Raw genomic sequence first — 14,318 nt, 5'->3', positions numbered from 1 at the left:
ATTTTATTGGTCGGTGATATGTGTTAGACATGTCGGGTGCGGTGGCAAATGAAAAATTGATCAGATCAGGCGGTAGGGATAACTTCAGATCGGCAGTAACGTTTAGGGGTTTGAAGATACTCAGAATTCCGCGGAGGATCAGAAACCTAATTGCTCCAAGCGGAGAAGGCTATGCCTTTCCGCTTGGGGCAATGGAGATCGTTGGTTCGACTTGCGTGCTTAGGCTTGGTCGAAGCGATCCAGGTTCATGACTTTAGTCCAGGCTGCGACGAAGTCAGTCACCAGCTTTTGTGCGCCGCCGGCGCTGGCATAGACCTCGGCGTAAGCGCGCAGCACCGAGTTGGAGCCGAAGATCAGGTCGTTGCGGGTGCCGGTGTATTTCACCTGGCCGGTCTTACGATCGCGGCCTGCGAATACTTCAGCCTCACCGTCCACGGCTTTCCACTCGATACCCATGTCCAGCAGACGTACGAAGAAATCGTTGCTGAGTACGCCTACCTGGTCTGTGAATACGCCGTGCTTGCTGCCGTCGGCATTTGCGCCCAGCACGCGCAGACCACCGACCAATGCGGTCAGTTCGGGCGGGGTCAGGGTCAGCAACTGGGCCTTGTCAACCAGCAGGGCTTCGGTCGGCGCACCGATCTTGCCCTTTTTGTAGTTGCGGAAGCCATCGGCCAGGGGTTCCAACACAGCAAAGGACTCGACATCGGTCTGCGCCTGCGTCGCATCGACGCGGCCCGGCGTAAATGGCACCGCGACGGCCACGCCTGCTGCCTTGGCCGCCTGTTCGACGCCCACGCTGCCGGCCAATACGATGATGTCGGCCAGCGAGGCCTTGCCAGATGCCTGCTGGATCTCAACCAGCTTGGGCAATACCTGGACGGCGATCTTGTTGACCTCCCAGTCCTTCTGCGGGGCCAGGGCCAGCCGTGCGCCGTTGGCACCACCGCGCTTGTCTCCGCCACGGAAGGTGGAGGCCGAAGCCCAGGCCACGGACACCAGTTCGCTTACCGACAGGCCGGAGGCGACGATTTTGGCCTTGAGCTCGGAGATATCCGCCGCCGTAGGACGGTAGGTTGCAGCCGGCAGCGGGTCTTGCCAGATCAGGTCTTCCTTGGGCACTTCAGGGCCGAGGTAGCGTGCTTTCGGGCCCATGTCGCGGTGGGTCAGCTTGTACCAGGCGCGGGCAAAGGCTTCGGCAAAGGCCTGCGGATCTTCATGGAAGCGCTTGGAGATCTTGCCGAACTCGGGGTCGAAGCGCAGCGTCAGATCGGTGGTCAGCATAGTGGGCTTGTTGAACTTGCCCGGCACATGTGCGTCAGGGATGATCTCCGGCCCATTTGTGGCGACCCACTGCTTGGCACCGGCGGGCGAATGGGTCAACTCCCATTCGTACTTGAACAGGTTTTCAAAGAAGTTGTTGCTCCACTGTGCCGGGGTGGTGGTCCAGGTGACCTCCAGGCCGCTGGAGACGGTGTCTTTGCCATGGCCACTGCCAAAGTTGCTGTTCCAGCCCAGGCCCTGGGCTTCAATGCCCGCGCCTTCGGGCTCTGGGCCTTTGTGCGACTCGGGCGCTGCGCCGTGCGCCTTGCCAAAGGTGTGGCCACCGGCGATCAGGGCGACGATTTCTTCATCGTCCATCGCCATGCGGCTGAAGGTGGTACGGATGTCCTTGGCCGCGGCCAGGTAGTCACCGCTGGCGTTGGGGCCTTCCGGGTTGACGTAGATTAGCCCCATGTGGGTGGCGGCCAGGTTGTTGTTTAGCTCGCCCTCTCCTTTGTTGCGGTCGCCCCCACCGCTGAAGCGCTTGTCTGCGGCCAGCCAGGAAGTCTCGGAACCGAAGTTCACATCCATGTCGGGTTCCCACACGTCTTCACGGCCACCGGCAAAGCCGAAGGTCCGGAAGCCCATCGATTCCAGCGCCACGTTGCCAGTCAGGATGAATAGGTCGGCCCAGGAAATCTGCTGGCCGTACTTCTGCTTGATAGGCCAGAGCAGGCGGCGTGACTTGTCGATGTTGACGTTGTCGGGCCAGGAGTTCAGCGGCGCAAAGCGCTGCTGGCCACGGCCACCACCGCCACGACCGTCTTGGGTACGGTAGGTGCCCGCGCTGTGCCAGGCCATGCGGATGAACTGAGGGCCGTAGTGGCCGAAGTCGGCCGGCCACCAGTCCTGGCTGTCGGTCATCAGTTTGACCAGATCCGCCTTGAGTGCCTTGTAGTCCAGTTTCTTGAATTCTTCTGCGTAATTGAACTTCTCGCCCAGCGGGTGGGACTTGTTGGAGTGCTGGTTCAATACGTCAACCCGCAACTGGTTGGGCCACCAGTCTTTGTTGGTTGTGCCGCCGCTGGCAGCATGGTGGACGGGACACTTGGCTTCATTGGACATGGGTTCTCCTTTGTCGGTTGGTGGCTGTATTTGTGGATACGTGGTGCCGCAGCAGCAGGCAGAAATATGCATGTGCGGCCATTGTTTGCAAATGACAGCCTGGGACATTCATAGTAATTAATTACTATGAATCCAAGAACTCAATAAAATTTATGTATTGAATAGAGTTTTTCAAAGATGCCCTCGGATTTTCTGCCCCCAAAGCTCTTTTACTCTCCCGCTAGGACGTTTCATCATCGAATTCGACTAGCTCCGCGTCCTCGGCCACCTGCTCTCCGATTGCGCAGTAGAACGCTTTGACCACGCCGTCACGTGGGGCGGTGATTGTGTGCTCCATCTTCATGGCTTCCATGACTAATAGGGCCGAGCCTTTATCTACCCGTGTGCCAGTGGCGACCAGCAACGCCAGTACCTTTCCGGGCATTGGTGCTTTCAAATGGCCTTCGACTGCGTGATCCGTGGTTATGTATGCGGTGGGCACTATGGCCAAGGCCCAAGTTCTTCCCTCGAAGAACACATGTCTTTTGTCACCGACCGGCACTACCTTTGCGTGTAGCTGGCGTTCACCTATGCAGGCCTGTAGCTGGCCTTGCATATCCAGTGTGGCGTGCGCGGGCAGGCGTTCTGCATGCAGCCAAAGCGTATATCTGCCATTCACGCCAAGGCTTTCAGCCTCGATAGCTTGCACGGTATCCCCCATGCGCAGCTGTATCGTGCGTCTAGCCCATCCGTTCAGGCGCCAGCCGTCTAGTGCGCGCCAGGGCGAGTCTGGATACGCGTCACGCCCAGCCTCGCGCGCTGTCTGTTGGGCCTGGTCCTGTAGTTCGGCCAACGTTGCCAGCAACCATACCTCGTCAGGCACGCGGGTGTTGGATGGGAATAGAAGCGCTGCTTCGCGCTCTATCAGGCCGGTATCAAGATCGGCATGGCTGAACGACGGGCTTGTCACCAGACGCGAGAGGAACTCGATGTTGGTCTGAACGCCCACTACCTGGTATTGGCCCAGTGCCTGGTGCATGCGCGCAAGTGCCTGGCTGCGGTCTGCACCCCAGACGATCAGCTTGGCGATCATGGGGTCGTAGTGGGGCGTGATCTCGTCGCCTTGCGCTACACCCGTATCTATACGTACGTGGGCCGATTCCTGCGGTGTGGCCAGATGCACCAGCCGGCCGGTAGAAGGCAGAAATCCTTTGTTGGGATCCTCGGCATAGATGCGGGCCTCCAGCGCGTGGCCGTGGAGTGTGAGCTGCTCTTGCCGCAGTGGCAGTGGCTCGCCGCACGCCACCCGCAACTGCCACTCCACCAGGTCCAGCCCCGTCAGCATTTCGGTCACAGGGTGTTCGACCTGCAGGCGGGTATTCATCTCCATGAAGTAGAAGCTGCCATCCTGCTGGGCAATGAACTCCACCGTTCCTGCACCCACGTAGCCGACGGCTTTGGCCGCTTCTACGGCCGCCTGGCCCATGGCCGCGCGGCGCTCTGGCGTCATGCCGGGCGCGGGGGCTTCTTCCAGTACCTTCTGGTGACGGCGTTGCACAGAACAGTCGCGTTCGAACAGGTACACCACATGCCCCTGCATGTCGCCAAATACCTGGATCTCGATATGCCGCGGCTTGAGCACATATTTTTCGACCAGCACATGGTCGCTGCCAAAGGCGTTCAAGGCCTCGCGCTGGCAGGAGTTGAGCGCGGCAGCAAAGTCGGCCGCCTGGTCTACACGGCGCATGCCTTTGCCGCCGCCACCGGCGCTGGCTTTGATCAGCACGGGGTAGCCGATGGTGTCTGCCTGCCGGGCCAGGAATAGCGGGTCCTGGTTGCTGCCGTGGTAGCCGGGCGTCAAGGGTACGCCGGCCTTCTCCATCAACTGTTTCGCCGCGGACTTGCTGCCCATGGCCTGGATCGCCGCGGCCGGCGGACCAATGAAGACAATGCCTGCCCGTTCGCAGGCTTCGGCGAAGTCGGCGTTCTCTGACAGAAAGCCGTAGCCCGGGTGGATTGCCTCGGCGCCGCTGTGCTGTGCGGCCGCCAGGATGCGGTCCGCGCGCAGATAGGAATCAAGCGCGGGCGCTGCACCAATCCATAGGGCCTCGTCGGCCAGGCGGACATGGCGTGCATGGGCATCTGCATCGGAATACACCGCGACCGTGGCAATACCGAGTTGGCGTGCTGTCTTGATGACGCGGCAGGCGATTTCGCCCCGGTTGGCAACGAGGATTTTTTTGAACATCGTCTCCTCCTTATGCGTGGTTCCAGACGGGCGCGCGCTTTTCCAGAAACGCGCTCAACCCCTCCTTGGCTTCGGGGGTCGCGCGCAGCACCGCAATACGCTGCGCGGTCTCAGTGGCTAGTGCCGTGTCTATCGGTTGGTGCGCGATACGGCGTATCAGCTGGGTTGCGGCTGTCTGCGCAAGTGGGCCGCCGGCCAACAGTGCATCGACGATCTGCTGCACGCAGGCGTCCAACTGCTCGGGTTCAACCACTTCATGCGCCAAGCCGATATGCTGTGCGCGCACGGCATCGATGCGCTCCGCCGTCTGGAAATAGCGGTAGGCCTGCCGCTCGCCGATGGCTCGCACAACATAGGGGCCAATCGCGGCGGGAATGATGCCGAACCGGACTTCGGTGGTGGCAAATGTGGCCTTGGTAGATGCAATGCAGATGTCGCATGCTGCAGCCAATCCCATGCCACCGCCCAGGGCTGCGCCGTGTACGCGTGCAATCGTAGGCGAGGCGCATTGCGACAGGGTGCTGAAGAGTGCTGCCAGCTTGTGCGCACTGGCCAGGTTATCTTTCAGGGGCGCCTCGCCCTGGCGCCGCATCCAGTTCAGGTCGGCCCCGGCCGAGAAGCTTTTACCGGCACCCGCCAATACGATGGCGCGCACAGCAGGCGCGGCGTCAAGCTCGGCGATACAGCTTGTCAGCTCCTGAATCAGCGTTTCGTTGAAGGCGTTGTGGACTTCGGCACGGTTCATCCAGATCCAGGCGCAGTCGCCGCGGTGTTCGATCTTCAGGTATTGGTAGTGCATACGGGCCTCACATGCCTTACATACGAAATAGGCCGAACTTCGTCGGCAGGATGGGCGCGTTCAGCGTGGCCGCCAAAGACAGGCCCAGCACGCGCCGGGTCTGGGCTGGGTCGACCACCCCGTCATCCCACAGGCGGGCGGTGGCGTAGTAGGGGTGGCCTTGCTCTTCGTATTGCGCCCGGATGGGGGCTTTGAAGTCTTCCTCCGCCTGTCCGGACCATGTACCTTGCTTGGCCTCTATGCCATCGCGCTTGACGGTGGCCAGCACGCCGGCTGCCTGCTCGCCGCCCATCACGCTGATGCGTGCGTTGGGCCACATCCACAGCAAGCGCGGGGAATAGGCGCGGCCGCACATGCCGTAGTTGCCGGCACCAAAGCTGCCGCCTATGAGCATGGTCAGCTTAGGCACGCCGACGGTGGCTACCGCCGTGACCATCTTTGCGCCGTCCTTCGCAATGCCTGCGTTTTCATACTTGCGGCCCACCATGAAGCCGCTGATGTTTTGCAGAAACACCAGTGGCACACCACGCTGGCCACACAGTTCTATAAAGTGCGCGCCTTTTTGTGCCGATTCGCCGAACAGGATGCCGTTGTTGGCGATGATGCCTACCGGCATGCCGTACAGGTGCGCGAAGCCTGTGACCAGGGTGGCGCCGTAGCGCGCCTTGAATTCGTCAAAGCGGGACCCGTCCACCACGCGTGCTATGACTTCGCGTACGTCGTATGGCTTGCGCGTGTCCTGCGGGATGATGCCGTAGATATCTTCGGCGTCGTACAGCGGCTCTTCAGTGGCTTGCAGCCGCAGGGTCAAGGTTTTTTGGTGGTTCAGGTTCGCCACGATGCTGCGTGCAATGGACAGCGCGTGGTGGTCGTTCTCCGCCAGGTGATCGGCTACGCCCGATATGCGGGTGTGGGTATCACCCCCACCCAGGTCTTCTGCGCTGACCACTTCGCCGGTGGCCGCCTTTACTAGCGGTGGGCCACCCAGGAAGATCGTGCCCTGGTTCCGCACGATGATGGTTTCATCGCTCATGGCTGGCACATAGGCACCGCCGGCCGTGCACGAGCCCATGACCACCGCGATCTGCGGAATGCCCTTGGCCGACATTTGCGCCTGGTTGTAGAAGATGCGGCCAAAGTGCTCCCGGTCGGGGAACACCTCGTCTTGCAGTGGCAAAAATGCCCCCCCTGAATCCACCAGATAAATACAGGGCAGGTGGTTTTGCTCGGCGATTTCCTGTGCACGCAGGTGTTTCTTCACTGTCATCGGAAAGTAGGTTCCGCCTTTGACCGTGGCGTCGTTGGCCAGCACCATGCATTCCACCCCATGGATGCGCCCTATGCCCGCCACCAGGCCCGCAGATGGGGCTTCTCCGTCGTACATGCCGTACGCGGCCAGTTGGCCTATTTCCAGGAATGGGCTGCCCGGGTCTATCAGCTGGTCCACACGCTCACGTGGCAGCAGCTTGCCCCGCGCGGTGTGGCGGCTGCGCGCTAGCTCGCCGCCACCCAGTGCGGCTTCATCCGTTTTGGCGCGCAGGTCTGCGACCGCTGAACGCATCGCCGCGGCATTGGCCTGGAAGTCGGCCGCGCGCGGATTGATGTGTGTGGCCAAGGCGTGCATGTAGTGTCTCCTTGCGATAGCTGCTTGTGTCTGCACTCTATGCCTGGGCTTTGCACATGTCTTGCCAGTCAGGTTGCAAATACTGCCATCCGTGCTTAGACTCTTTTAACCATGCATATTTCGTCCAGTTCGGCATCTTCACGCCCGGCAGTAACGCCCATGGCTTTTGTACGAGCCATATTGCTGGCCTACCAAAAATACGGTATCGACCCCGCAAAGGCCTTGCAGGTGGCACAAATTGCGACAAAAAATGTGGATCGCACCGATGCCCGGGTCACGGCGGCACAGATGGAGGCCATCAGCGCCCACGCCATGCACGAGCTGGACGACGAAGCCCTGGGCTGGTTCTCGCGCAAGCTGCGTTGGGGCAGCTACGGCATGTTGAGCCGTGCATCTATCACCGCCCCGAATCTCGGTGTGGCCTTGAAGCGCTGGTGCCGCCACCACGGCTTGCTGGTGGACGACATCGTTTTGAAGCTGGAGGTGGCTGCGGGTGTGGCCACGCTGTGCATAGAGGAGCAGCGTGATTTGGGCCCGTTCCGCGAGTTCTGCCTTGTCACCTGCCTGCGCAATGCACATGGCGTGGCCTGCTGGATGGTGGATTCACGCTTGCCCTTGGCCCAGGCCTGTTTTCCGTTCGAGGCACCTGCGCACGCAGCCGTGTATCCGCACATGTTTTCCGGGGAGGTAGAGTTTGGCGCCGAAGGTGCGTGCATACGTTTCGACGCGCAGTACCTGGCGCTGCCCATACGCCGTGATGAGAAGGCCCTGGGCATGATGTTGCGCCGGCCCTTGCCGCTGATTGTGTTGCCCTACCGGCGTGACAGGTTGCTGGCGCAACGCGTCAAAAATCTACTGCAGCAACGGCCGGCCGACTTCACCCAGGCCGAGGCTATCGCCACGGAGCTACGGCTTTCTGTGCGCAGCTTGCACCGCCAGTTGCTGGCCGAGGCGGTTTCGCTGCAAGGTTTAAAGGATGAAGTGCGGCGCGACCTCGCCACGCAGCAGTTGTTGCGCACGGCCAAGCCGGTCAAACAGATTGCTCTGGCGGTGGGTTTTACCAACGAGAAGAGCTTTTCCCGTGCATTCAAGGGCTGGACGGGACAGGCCCCGGCCGATTTCAGGGCTGCAGGACATACGGTGTAGTGCGGGGCTAAAACCGCTTCTACCGCAGATAAATACTGCGCAAGTAGCTACTTAAAGTATAGCAACGCCTCTGCGGCGCAGCATTTCCCGCACCATGGCCGAGAACTGGGCCGCGGTGTCGTGCCGCACCAGGGACGGGCCGATCAACGGTGGGAACCAAAAGCCCGCCAAGGCTTCCACGTGGTAGACCAGCTTGGTGCCGCTACCCTCGGGGTGCAGCTGCATTACGCTTTCCAGATGCTGCAGATTGCCACCCACGCCGTGGGCGTGGATTTCGGTTTCGGGCGTCAGCGTGATTTCGCGGATGGACTCAAAGTTGGCTGAAAACACGCCGTACTTGGCTACACCGGTCTGGCTGACCTTGAGCTCGGTATCGCTGAGCTTGTTGACGTGGCTGCTGGTCAGGTTGGGCAGAAACTCCGGCATGTGCTCGAAGTCGGTCAATACGGCCCAGGCCTGGGCTGGGGGCACGGGGGCGTAAAAGCTCAGGTCCACGGTGAAGCCTTGCCCGGAGCGCTGGACTTGAACGTCCTCCTCTGCGACGGCCTGTGGCGGGTCTGCCGCCAGCGCGAATGGAGCCGCAGCCCACAGGACTGTTGCTGTGAAACCAAGCAAACATGCACGGCGCAACATAGAAATCACTTTCCTCAAACTGAAGTCCAGTGTGCCATGCGCTGCGCCGTCGTGCAGGGAGTTACCCGCTAATACAGCGGGGCTGTGGGGGCTCAATAACCAGACGCAGCGCCGCTGGCGGAGGTGCTGGTTGCCTTGAAGATGGCCAGTTGCTCCTTGGCTGCCTTGACCAGCAGGCTGGTGTCCACGCCCACGGCCACAAACAGGGCGCCCAGGGCCAGATATTTCTTGGCCAGCACCGGGTCCACGGCCAGAATGCCGGCTGCCTTACCAGCCGCCTGGACTGTCGCCATGCCTTCGGCAATCGCCTGCTGCACGTCCGGGTGGCCGGGCTGGCCTAGCAGCCCCATCGAGGCGGATAGGTCGGAGGGGCCGAAGAACACGCCGTCTACTCCGTCCACTTCGGCAATGGCTTTCAGGTTCTTCAGCGCGGCCAGGGTTTCGACCTGTACCAGTACACACATTTCGGCGTTGGCCTTGTGCAGATAGCCGTCGATTTGGTTCCAGCGCGATGAGCGGGCCAGTGCGCTGCCCACGCCGCGTATGCCGTGCGGCGGGTAGCGCGTGGCGGCCACCATCTGGGCGGCCTGCTCGGCTGTGTCCACCATGGGGATCAGCAGGGTTTGGGCGCCGGTGTCCAGCAGCTGCTTGATCAGCGCCACATCGCCTATGTGCGGGCGCACGATGGCGTGGCCGGGGTAGGGCGCTACCGCCTGCAGCTGGGTCAGGATGCTGCGCACATCGTTGGGTGCGTGTTCGCCGTCGATCAGCAGCCAGTCGTAGCCGGCGGTGGCCAGGGCCTCGGCCGCATAGGCATCGGCCAGGCCGACCCACAGGCCGATCTGGGCGCGGCCTTCGCGCAGGTTCTTCTTGAAGGTATTGGTGGGCATGTGCATGCCGAAATCCTACGCTACTTAGCCTGCGTCGGGCTGCATCTCCGGTGCAGCCTGCTGGAAAGCTGGCAATGCACTGCAGCGCTTATGTACCGCCATCACGGTGGGGAACTGGTCCAGGCTGCAAGCGAAGCGCTGGGCGTTGAATACCTGGGGGACCAGGCAGCAGTCGGCCAGGCTGGTGTTGTCGCCCACACAGTACTGGCCTGCGGTGTGCGCCAGGCGGGCCTCTACCGTGGCCAGGCCGGTTTCGGTCCAGTGGCGGTACCAGCGCATTTTTTGATCTTCATCCAGGCCCATCTCGTCTTTGAGGTAGTTCAGCACGCGTAGATTGTTCAGCGGGTGGATTTCGCAGGCGATATCCAGCGCCAGTGCGCGGATGTGGGCTCGCTCCAATAGCGTGCTGCCCAGCAATGGCGGCTGGGGATGGCATTCCTCCAGGTACTCGATGATGGCCAGCGACTGGGTGAGGACGCGCCCGTCGTCCACCAGGGCCGGCACCAGGCCTGCGGGGTTGATGGCGCGGTAGGCGGCACTGCGCTGCTCGCCGCCGTTCTTGAGCAGATGCACCGGCAGTATCTGGGCGTCCAGGCCTTTCAGGCCTAGCGCGATGCGCACGCGGTAGGCGGCCGAGCTGCGGAAGTAGCTGTGCAATTGCAGCATGGTGGCGGCCTCAGGGCAGGGTGGGAGCCGCCAGCACCGTGCCGCTGGCTTCGCCAAACCCGATGCGGGCGGCGCCGGGGCGTTCGCAGTAGGCGCGCAGCGTGAGGGTGTCGCCGTCTTCCAGGAAGGTACGCGATTCGCCACCGGGCAGCGCAATAGCCTGCTTGCCGCCCAGCGAAAGCTCTAGCAGCGAGCCGCCCTGGCCGGGGGCCGGGCCGGACTGGGTGCCTGTGCCGAGCAGGTCGCCGGGCTGCAGATTGCAGCCATTGCTGGCGTGGTGCACCAGCAGCTGGGCCAGGGTCCAGTAGGCGTCACGGAAGTTGGACTGCGACAGACGCACCGCCGCCAGGCCGGCCTCGCGCATGGCGCGGCTTTGCAGCCAGACTTCCAGTGTGATGTCGATGGCGCCTTGCGCGCGGTTGCTTGCCGCATCCAGATACGGCAGGGGCTGCGGGTCGCTGGCGGGCCGCTCGAAGGCAACGCGGTAGGGCGCCAGCGCCTCCATGGTAACGACCCAGGGCGCCAGGGTAGAGCCGAAGTTTTTGGCCAGGAACGGACCCAGCGGCTGGTATTCCCAGGCCTGCAGATCGCGGGCCGACCAGTCGTTGAACAGTGCCAGGCCGAACAGCCGGTCTTCGGCCTCGGACATGGGCACGGGCTCGCCCAGCGCGTTCGCCGGGCCGACAAAAGCGCCCAGCTCCAGCTCGTAGTCCAGGCGGCGGCAGGGGCCGAAGCTGGGCGTGTCTTCCGCACCTTTGAGCTGACCCAGCGGGCGGCGCACCGGCTGGCCGCTGACCACGATGCTGGAGGCGCGGCCGTGGTAGCCGATAGGCACCCATTTGTAGTTGGGCAGCAGCGGGTTGTCTGGGCGGAACAGCTTGCCTACCGTGGTGGCGTGGTGGATGCCGGTGTAGAAGTCGGTGTAGTCGCCGATGTGGCAGGGCAGGGCCATTTCCGCATCTTGCTGTGCCGCCAGGCAGAACGTCAACGCTGCGGCCTGCGGGCTATTCGCGCTGAGGGCGGCAGAGAAGGCAGCCCGCAGGGCTTGGCGCTGGCTTTTGGGGGCTGCCATCACGCTGTTCAGGTCACCGGCTGCAAGAGCCGCCAGCGGCGCAGCCAGGGACTGGGGCCAGCCGGGCTGACTGTGGGCGCGCTGCAGGTCCAGGACCTGGTCGCCAATGGCAATGCCTATGCGCCAGGCCTCGCCGCTGCCGGCGCGGCGAAAGCGGCCATAGGGCAGGTTCTGGATGGGGAAGTCGCTGCCGGCCTGGTTGGCCGAGGCGACCCAGCTCTGCAGTGTGGGGGCGTGGGTGTGGTCGGGTGCGGTGCTCATGGGGTGGCTTTCTTGAAATGGTCTTGCAGGCCTTGCCAACATTGGGCGTAGGCGGGGTCCAGGCTGCTGCCCTGCATGGCGTAGGCGGTGGGCACCAAGCGGTAGCGGCTCTCCAACATGAAGGCCAGGGTGTCGTCCAGCTTGTGGGGCGCCAGCGTGGCGTGGCTGGCCTTGTCGAAGGCGTCGGTATCCGGGCCGTGCGGCACCATGCAGTTGTGCAGGCTGGCGCCGCCGGGCTTGAAGCCTTCGGGCTTGGCATCGTACTGGCCGTAGACCAAGCCCATGAACTCGCTCATGAGGTTGCGGTGGTACCAGGGTGGGCGGAAGGTGTCCTCGGCTACCAGCCAGCGCGGCGGGAAGATGACGAAGTCGCAGTTGGCCGTGCCCGGCGTATCGCTGGGGCTGGTCAGCACGGTGAAGATGGACGGGTCGGGGTGGTCAAAGCTGATGGAGCCGATCACCATGAAGTGGGCCGTGTCGTACTTCAGCGGCGCCAGGTTGCCGTGCCAGGCCACCACGTTGAAGGGCGTGCCCTGGTGGGTGTTGCGCCACAGCCGGCTGCCAAATTTCTTGATGATTTCATAGTCGCCGGTAGGTTCTTCAAACGCAGCCACCGGGGCCTGGAAGTCGCGTGCATTGGCCAGGCCGTTGGAGCCTATGGGCCCCAGCTCGGGCAGGCGGAAGGCGGCGCCGTAGTTTTCGCATACATAGCCGCGAGACGGCCCCGCGCCAGCTTCCGAGTCAGGCAGGGCTACCTTGAAAGCCATGCCGCGTGGGATCAGCGCGATCTCGCCGGGGCGCACGTCCAGCACGCCCAGCTCGGTGGTGATAATGAGCCGGCCCTGCTGCGGGATCAGCAGCAGCTCGCCATCGGCATTGACCAGCGCGCGTTGCTGCATGGAGCTGTTGGCGGCATAGACCAGGGCGCCCATGCCGGTCTGGGTTTCGGGGTCGCCGTTGGCCACCACGGTGGCCAGGCCGTCGATGAAGTCCACCGCCGTACCCGCGGCAGGCAGGGGAAAGGGGCTCCAGCGCAGCGGGTCGGGCGGCATGACCACGCCAGTGGCGGCGCCGCTGGTCCAGCGCGGCTGGGCATAGGGCTGGTAGGCACCGGTGACCACCGAAGGCTGGCGCCGGTACAGCCAACTGCGGCGGTTTTCTGCGCGCGGCGCGGTGAAGGCCGAGCCGGAGACCAGCTCTGCGTACAGGTTCAGCGGCGCCCGCTGCGGGCTGTTGCGGCCCTGCGGCAGGCTGCCGGCCACGGCTTCGGTGGCGTGTTCGTTGCCAAAGCCATGCTGGTACTGGCGCGTGGCCAGGTTTGTCTCCGTCATATCGTTCTCGCTTTCTATAGCGTTGCTATGTTTTATGTAGCTGCTTGCGCAGATAGATATTGCGCTGTAGGCATTTTTTTCATACATCTGCACAAAGCTGCATCACGCCAGTCTGCATTTGAATTCGCTATTTGCAAATTGATTTGTTGAATCATAGCCAAAAATTAGCGTATGGCAAAATTCTTTGGCATTAACGAAATTTGGACCCACCATGCAGGAACCTCGAGAGCAACGCGCCGTACAGTCGATTGAGGTGGGTGGCCGCTTGCTACTGGCCCTGGCCGAGAATGCGTCGCCCATGACGCTCAAGGACCTGGCCGCTCAGGCTGGCCTGCCAGCTTCGCGGGCCCACCCTTATTTGGTCAGTTTTGCCAAGTTGGGACTGGTGGAGCAACGCCGTGCCGACGGGCTGTATGCCCTTGGGCCGGCTGCGCTCCAGCTAGGGCTGACCTATTTGCACCAACTGGAGCCCATGCGGCCGGTCAACGATGCAGCCGAGTCGCTGGCCCAGGCGACAGGGCATGCGGTAGCCGTGTCCGTATGGGGCAATCTGGGGCCAACCGTGGTCCGGATGGTGGAGGCGCGCCGGCCTTTGCATATTGCCCTGCGGCCGGGCTCGGTGGTGTCCTTGCTGGGTTCGGCGACCGGTCGCGTGTTTGCGGGCGTACTGCCACGTGACAAGATTGCCGCAGCCTTGAACCATCCGGTGGAGGTTTTGCTGAGCGCGCCCGGCACGCCGCTGGATTTTGAGAGTGAGCGGGTACACATTGCGGCGGACCTGCAAGCCCATGGCATGACCCGATCCGATGGAAACACCCAGCCTGGCATCAGCGCGTTCAGCACGCCGGTGTATGGTCTGGAGCGGCAGCTCGTGGCCGTGCTGACACTCATTGGCCACAAGGATTACCTGAGCGCAGCCTGGGATGGCCCGGATCCGGCCGCCTTGCTGGACGCCGCAAGGCAAGCAGCTAGGCGCCTAGGGCACTTTGATGTGTAAGTGGGCTAGGGCCGCAGCACCCCACAGCCAACAGATGGAAACGGCGCGTTATGCGGGCCGCGCCACTGAACGTAAAAAGCGTAATAAAGGGCATGGCAGGGGTGCGTAACGGGTGGCGCTTTGGATGCATGTCAGCTTCTTTGGCGGGGATAAAACCTGGCTGCAAACCTTGTAGGGGTGAACTTGTAACAATCACTGTTACCCGCCAAGGCCGGTTTCGTGTCATCTTTACAGACAAGGGCTGCGTTATCCAAATAGCTTTTCATGCCTTGTGCAAGCTTGGC

Annotated in this window: 11 protein-coding genes; 2 read left to right on the top strand and 9 right to left on the bottom strand. The window is 62.6% G+C overall.

What is annotated here, in order from left to right; all coding sequences use genetic code 11:
- Nucleotides 1–219: 219 nt before the first annotated feature.
- The 4 genes from katG to AC07VY_RS14790 form a co-directional block, all read right to left on the bottom strand.
- Nucleotides 220–2,388, bottom strand: a complete 2,169-nt coding sequence (katG, locus tag AC07VY_RS14805) for a catalase/peroxidase HPI (protein ID WP_495097781.1) — start codon at nucleotides 2,386–2,388, stop codon at nucleotides 220–222.
- Nucleotides 2,389–2,608: 220 nt separating this feature from the next.
- A complete protein-coding gene (locus tag AC07VY_RS14800; RefSeq protein WP_495097780.1) occupies nucleotides 2,609–4,615 on the bottom strand; it encodes an acetyl/propionyl/methylcrotonyl-CoA carboxylase subunit alpha in 2,007 nt (668 codons plus the stop codon).
- 10 nt (nucleotides 4,616–4,625) lie between these two features.
- Complete coding sequence (locus AC07VY_RS14795; protein ID WP_495097779.1) at nucleotides 4,626–5,414, bottom strand: enoyl-CoA hydratase/isomerase family protein; 789 nt, start codon at nucleotides 5,412–5,414, stop codon at nucleotides 4,626–4,628.
- Between the two features lie 16 nt (nucleotides 5,415–5,430).
- Nucleotides 5,431–7,038 (bottom strand): carboxyl transferase domain-containing protein, encoded by a 1,608-nt coding sequence (locus tag AC07VY_RS14790; protein ID WP_495097778.1) that lies wholly within the window; start codon nucleotides 7,036–7,038, stop codon nucleotides 5,431–5,433.
- 159 nt (nucleotides 7,039–7,197) lie between these two features.
- On the opposite strand from AC07VY_RS14790, the gene AC07VY_RS14785 reads away from it, so the two are divergent.
- Nucleotides 7,198–8,184: an AraC family transcriptional regulator gene (locus AC07VY_RS14785; RefSeq protein WP_495097777.1), complete on the top strand. Its 987-nt coding sequence runs from the start codon at nucleotides 7,198–7,200 to the stop codon at nucleotides 8,182–8,184.
- A 51-nt stretch (nucleotides 8,185–8,235) separates the two neighbouring features.
- On the opposite strand, the gene AC07VY_RS14780 is transcribed toward AC07VY_RS14785, so the two are convergent.
- The 5 genes from AC07VY_RS14780 to hmgA all read right to left on the bottom strand — a co-directional run bounded on the left by AC07VY_RS14780 (nucleotide 8,236) and on the right by hmgA (nucleotide 13,037).
- Nucleotides 8,236–8,817, bottom strand: a complete 582-nt coding sequence (locus AC07VY_RS14780) for an SRPBCC family protein (RefSeq protein WP_495097776.1) — start codon at nucleotides 8,815–8,817, stop codon at nucleotides 8,236–8,238.
- A gap of 92 nt (nucleotides 8,818–8,909) precedes the next feature.
- Nucleotides 8,910–9,713, bottom strand: coding sequence for a 4-hydroxy-2-oxoheptanedioate aldolase (hpaI, locus tag AC07VY_RS14775; protein WP_495097775.1), 804 nt, complete (start codon nucleotides 9,711–9,713; stop codon nucleotides 8,910–8,912).
- Between the two features lie 18 nt (nucleotides 9,714–9,731).
- Entirely contained in the window at nucleotides 9,732–10,370 is a 639-nt protein-coding gene (gene maiA / locus AC07VY_RS14770) for a maleylacetoacetate isomerase (protein ID WP_495097897.1), read from the bottom strand.
- A 13-nt stretch (nucleotides 10,371–10,383) separates the two neighbouring features.
- Nucleotides 10,384–11,706, bottom strand: a complete 1,323-nt coding sequence (fahA, locus tag AC07VY_RS14765; protein ID WP_495097774.1) for a fumarylacetoacetase — start codon at nucleotides 11,704–11,706, stop codon at nucleotides 10,384–10,386.
- Nucleotides 11,703–13,037 carry a homogentisate 1,2-dioxygenase gene (hmgA, locus tag AC07VY_RS14760; protein WP_495097773.1) on the bottom strand — a complete coding sequence of 445 codons (1,335 nt, stop codon included), beginning with the start codon at nucleotides 13,035–13,037 and terminating at the stop codon, nucleotides 11,703–11,705. Before hmgA ends, fahA begins: the two co-directional genes overlap by 4 nt.
- 211 nt (nucleotides 13,038–13,248) lie before the next feature.
- Here hmgA and AC07VY_RS14755 point away from each other — a divergent pair, with 211 nt between their 5' ends.
- Entirely contained in the window at nucleotides 13,249–14,034 is a 786-nt protein-coding gene (locus AC07VY_RS14755) for an IclR family transcriptional regulator (protein ID WP_495097772.1), read from the top strand.
- Nucleotides 14,035–14,318: the final 284 nt, after the last annotated feature.

Source organism: Rhodoferax sp. GW821-FHT02C08 (assembly GCF_059421805.1).
Note: the sequence above shows the minus strand (reverse complement) of the source record. Positions and strands in the feature narration are given on the sequence as shown.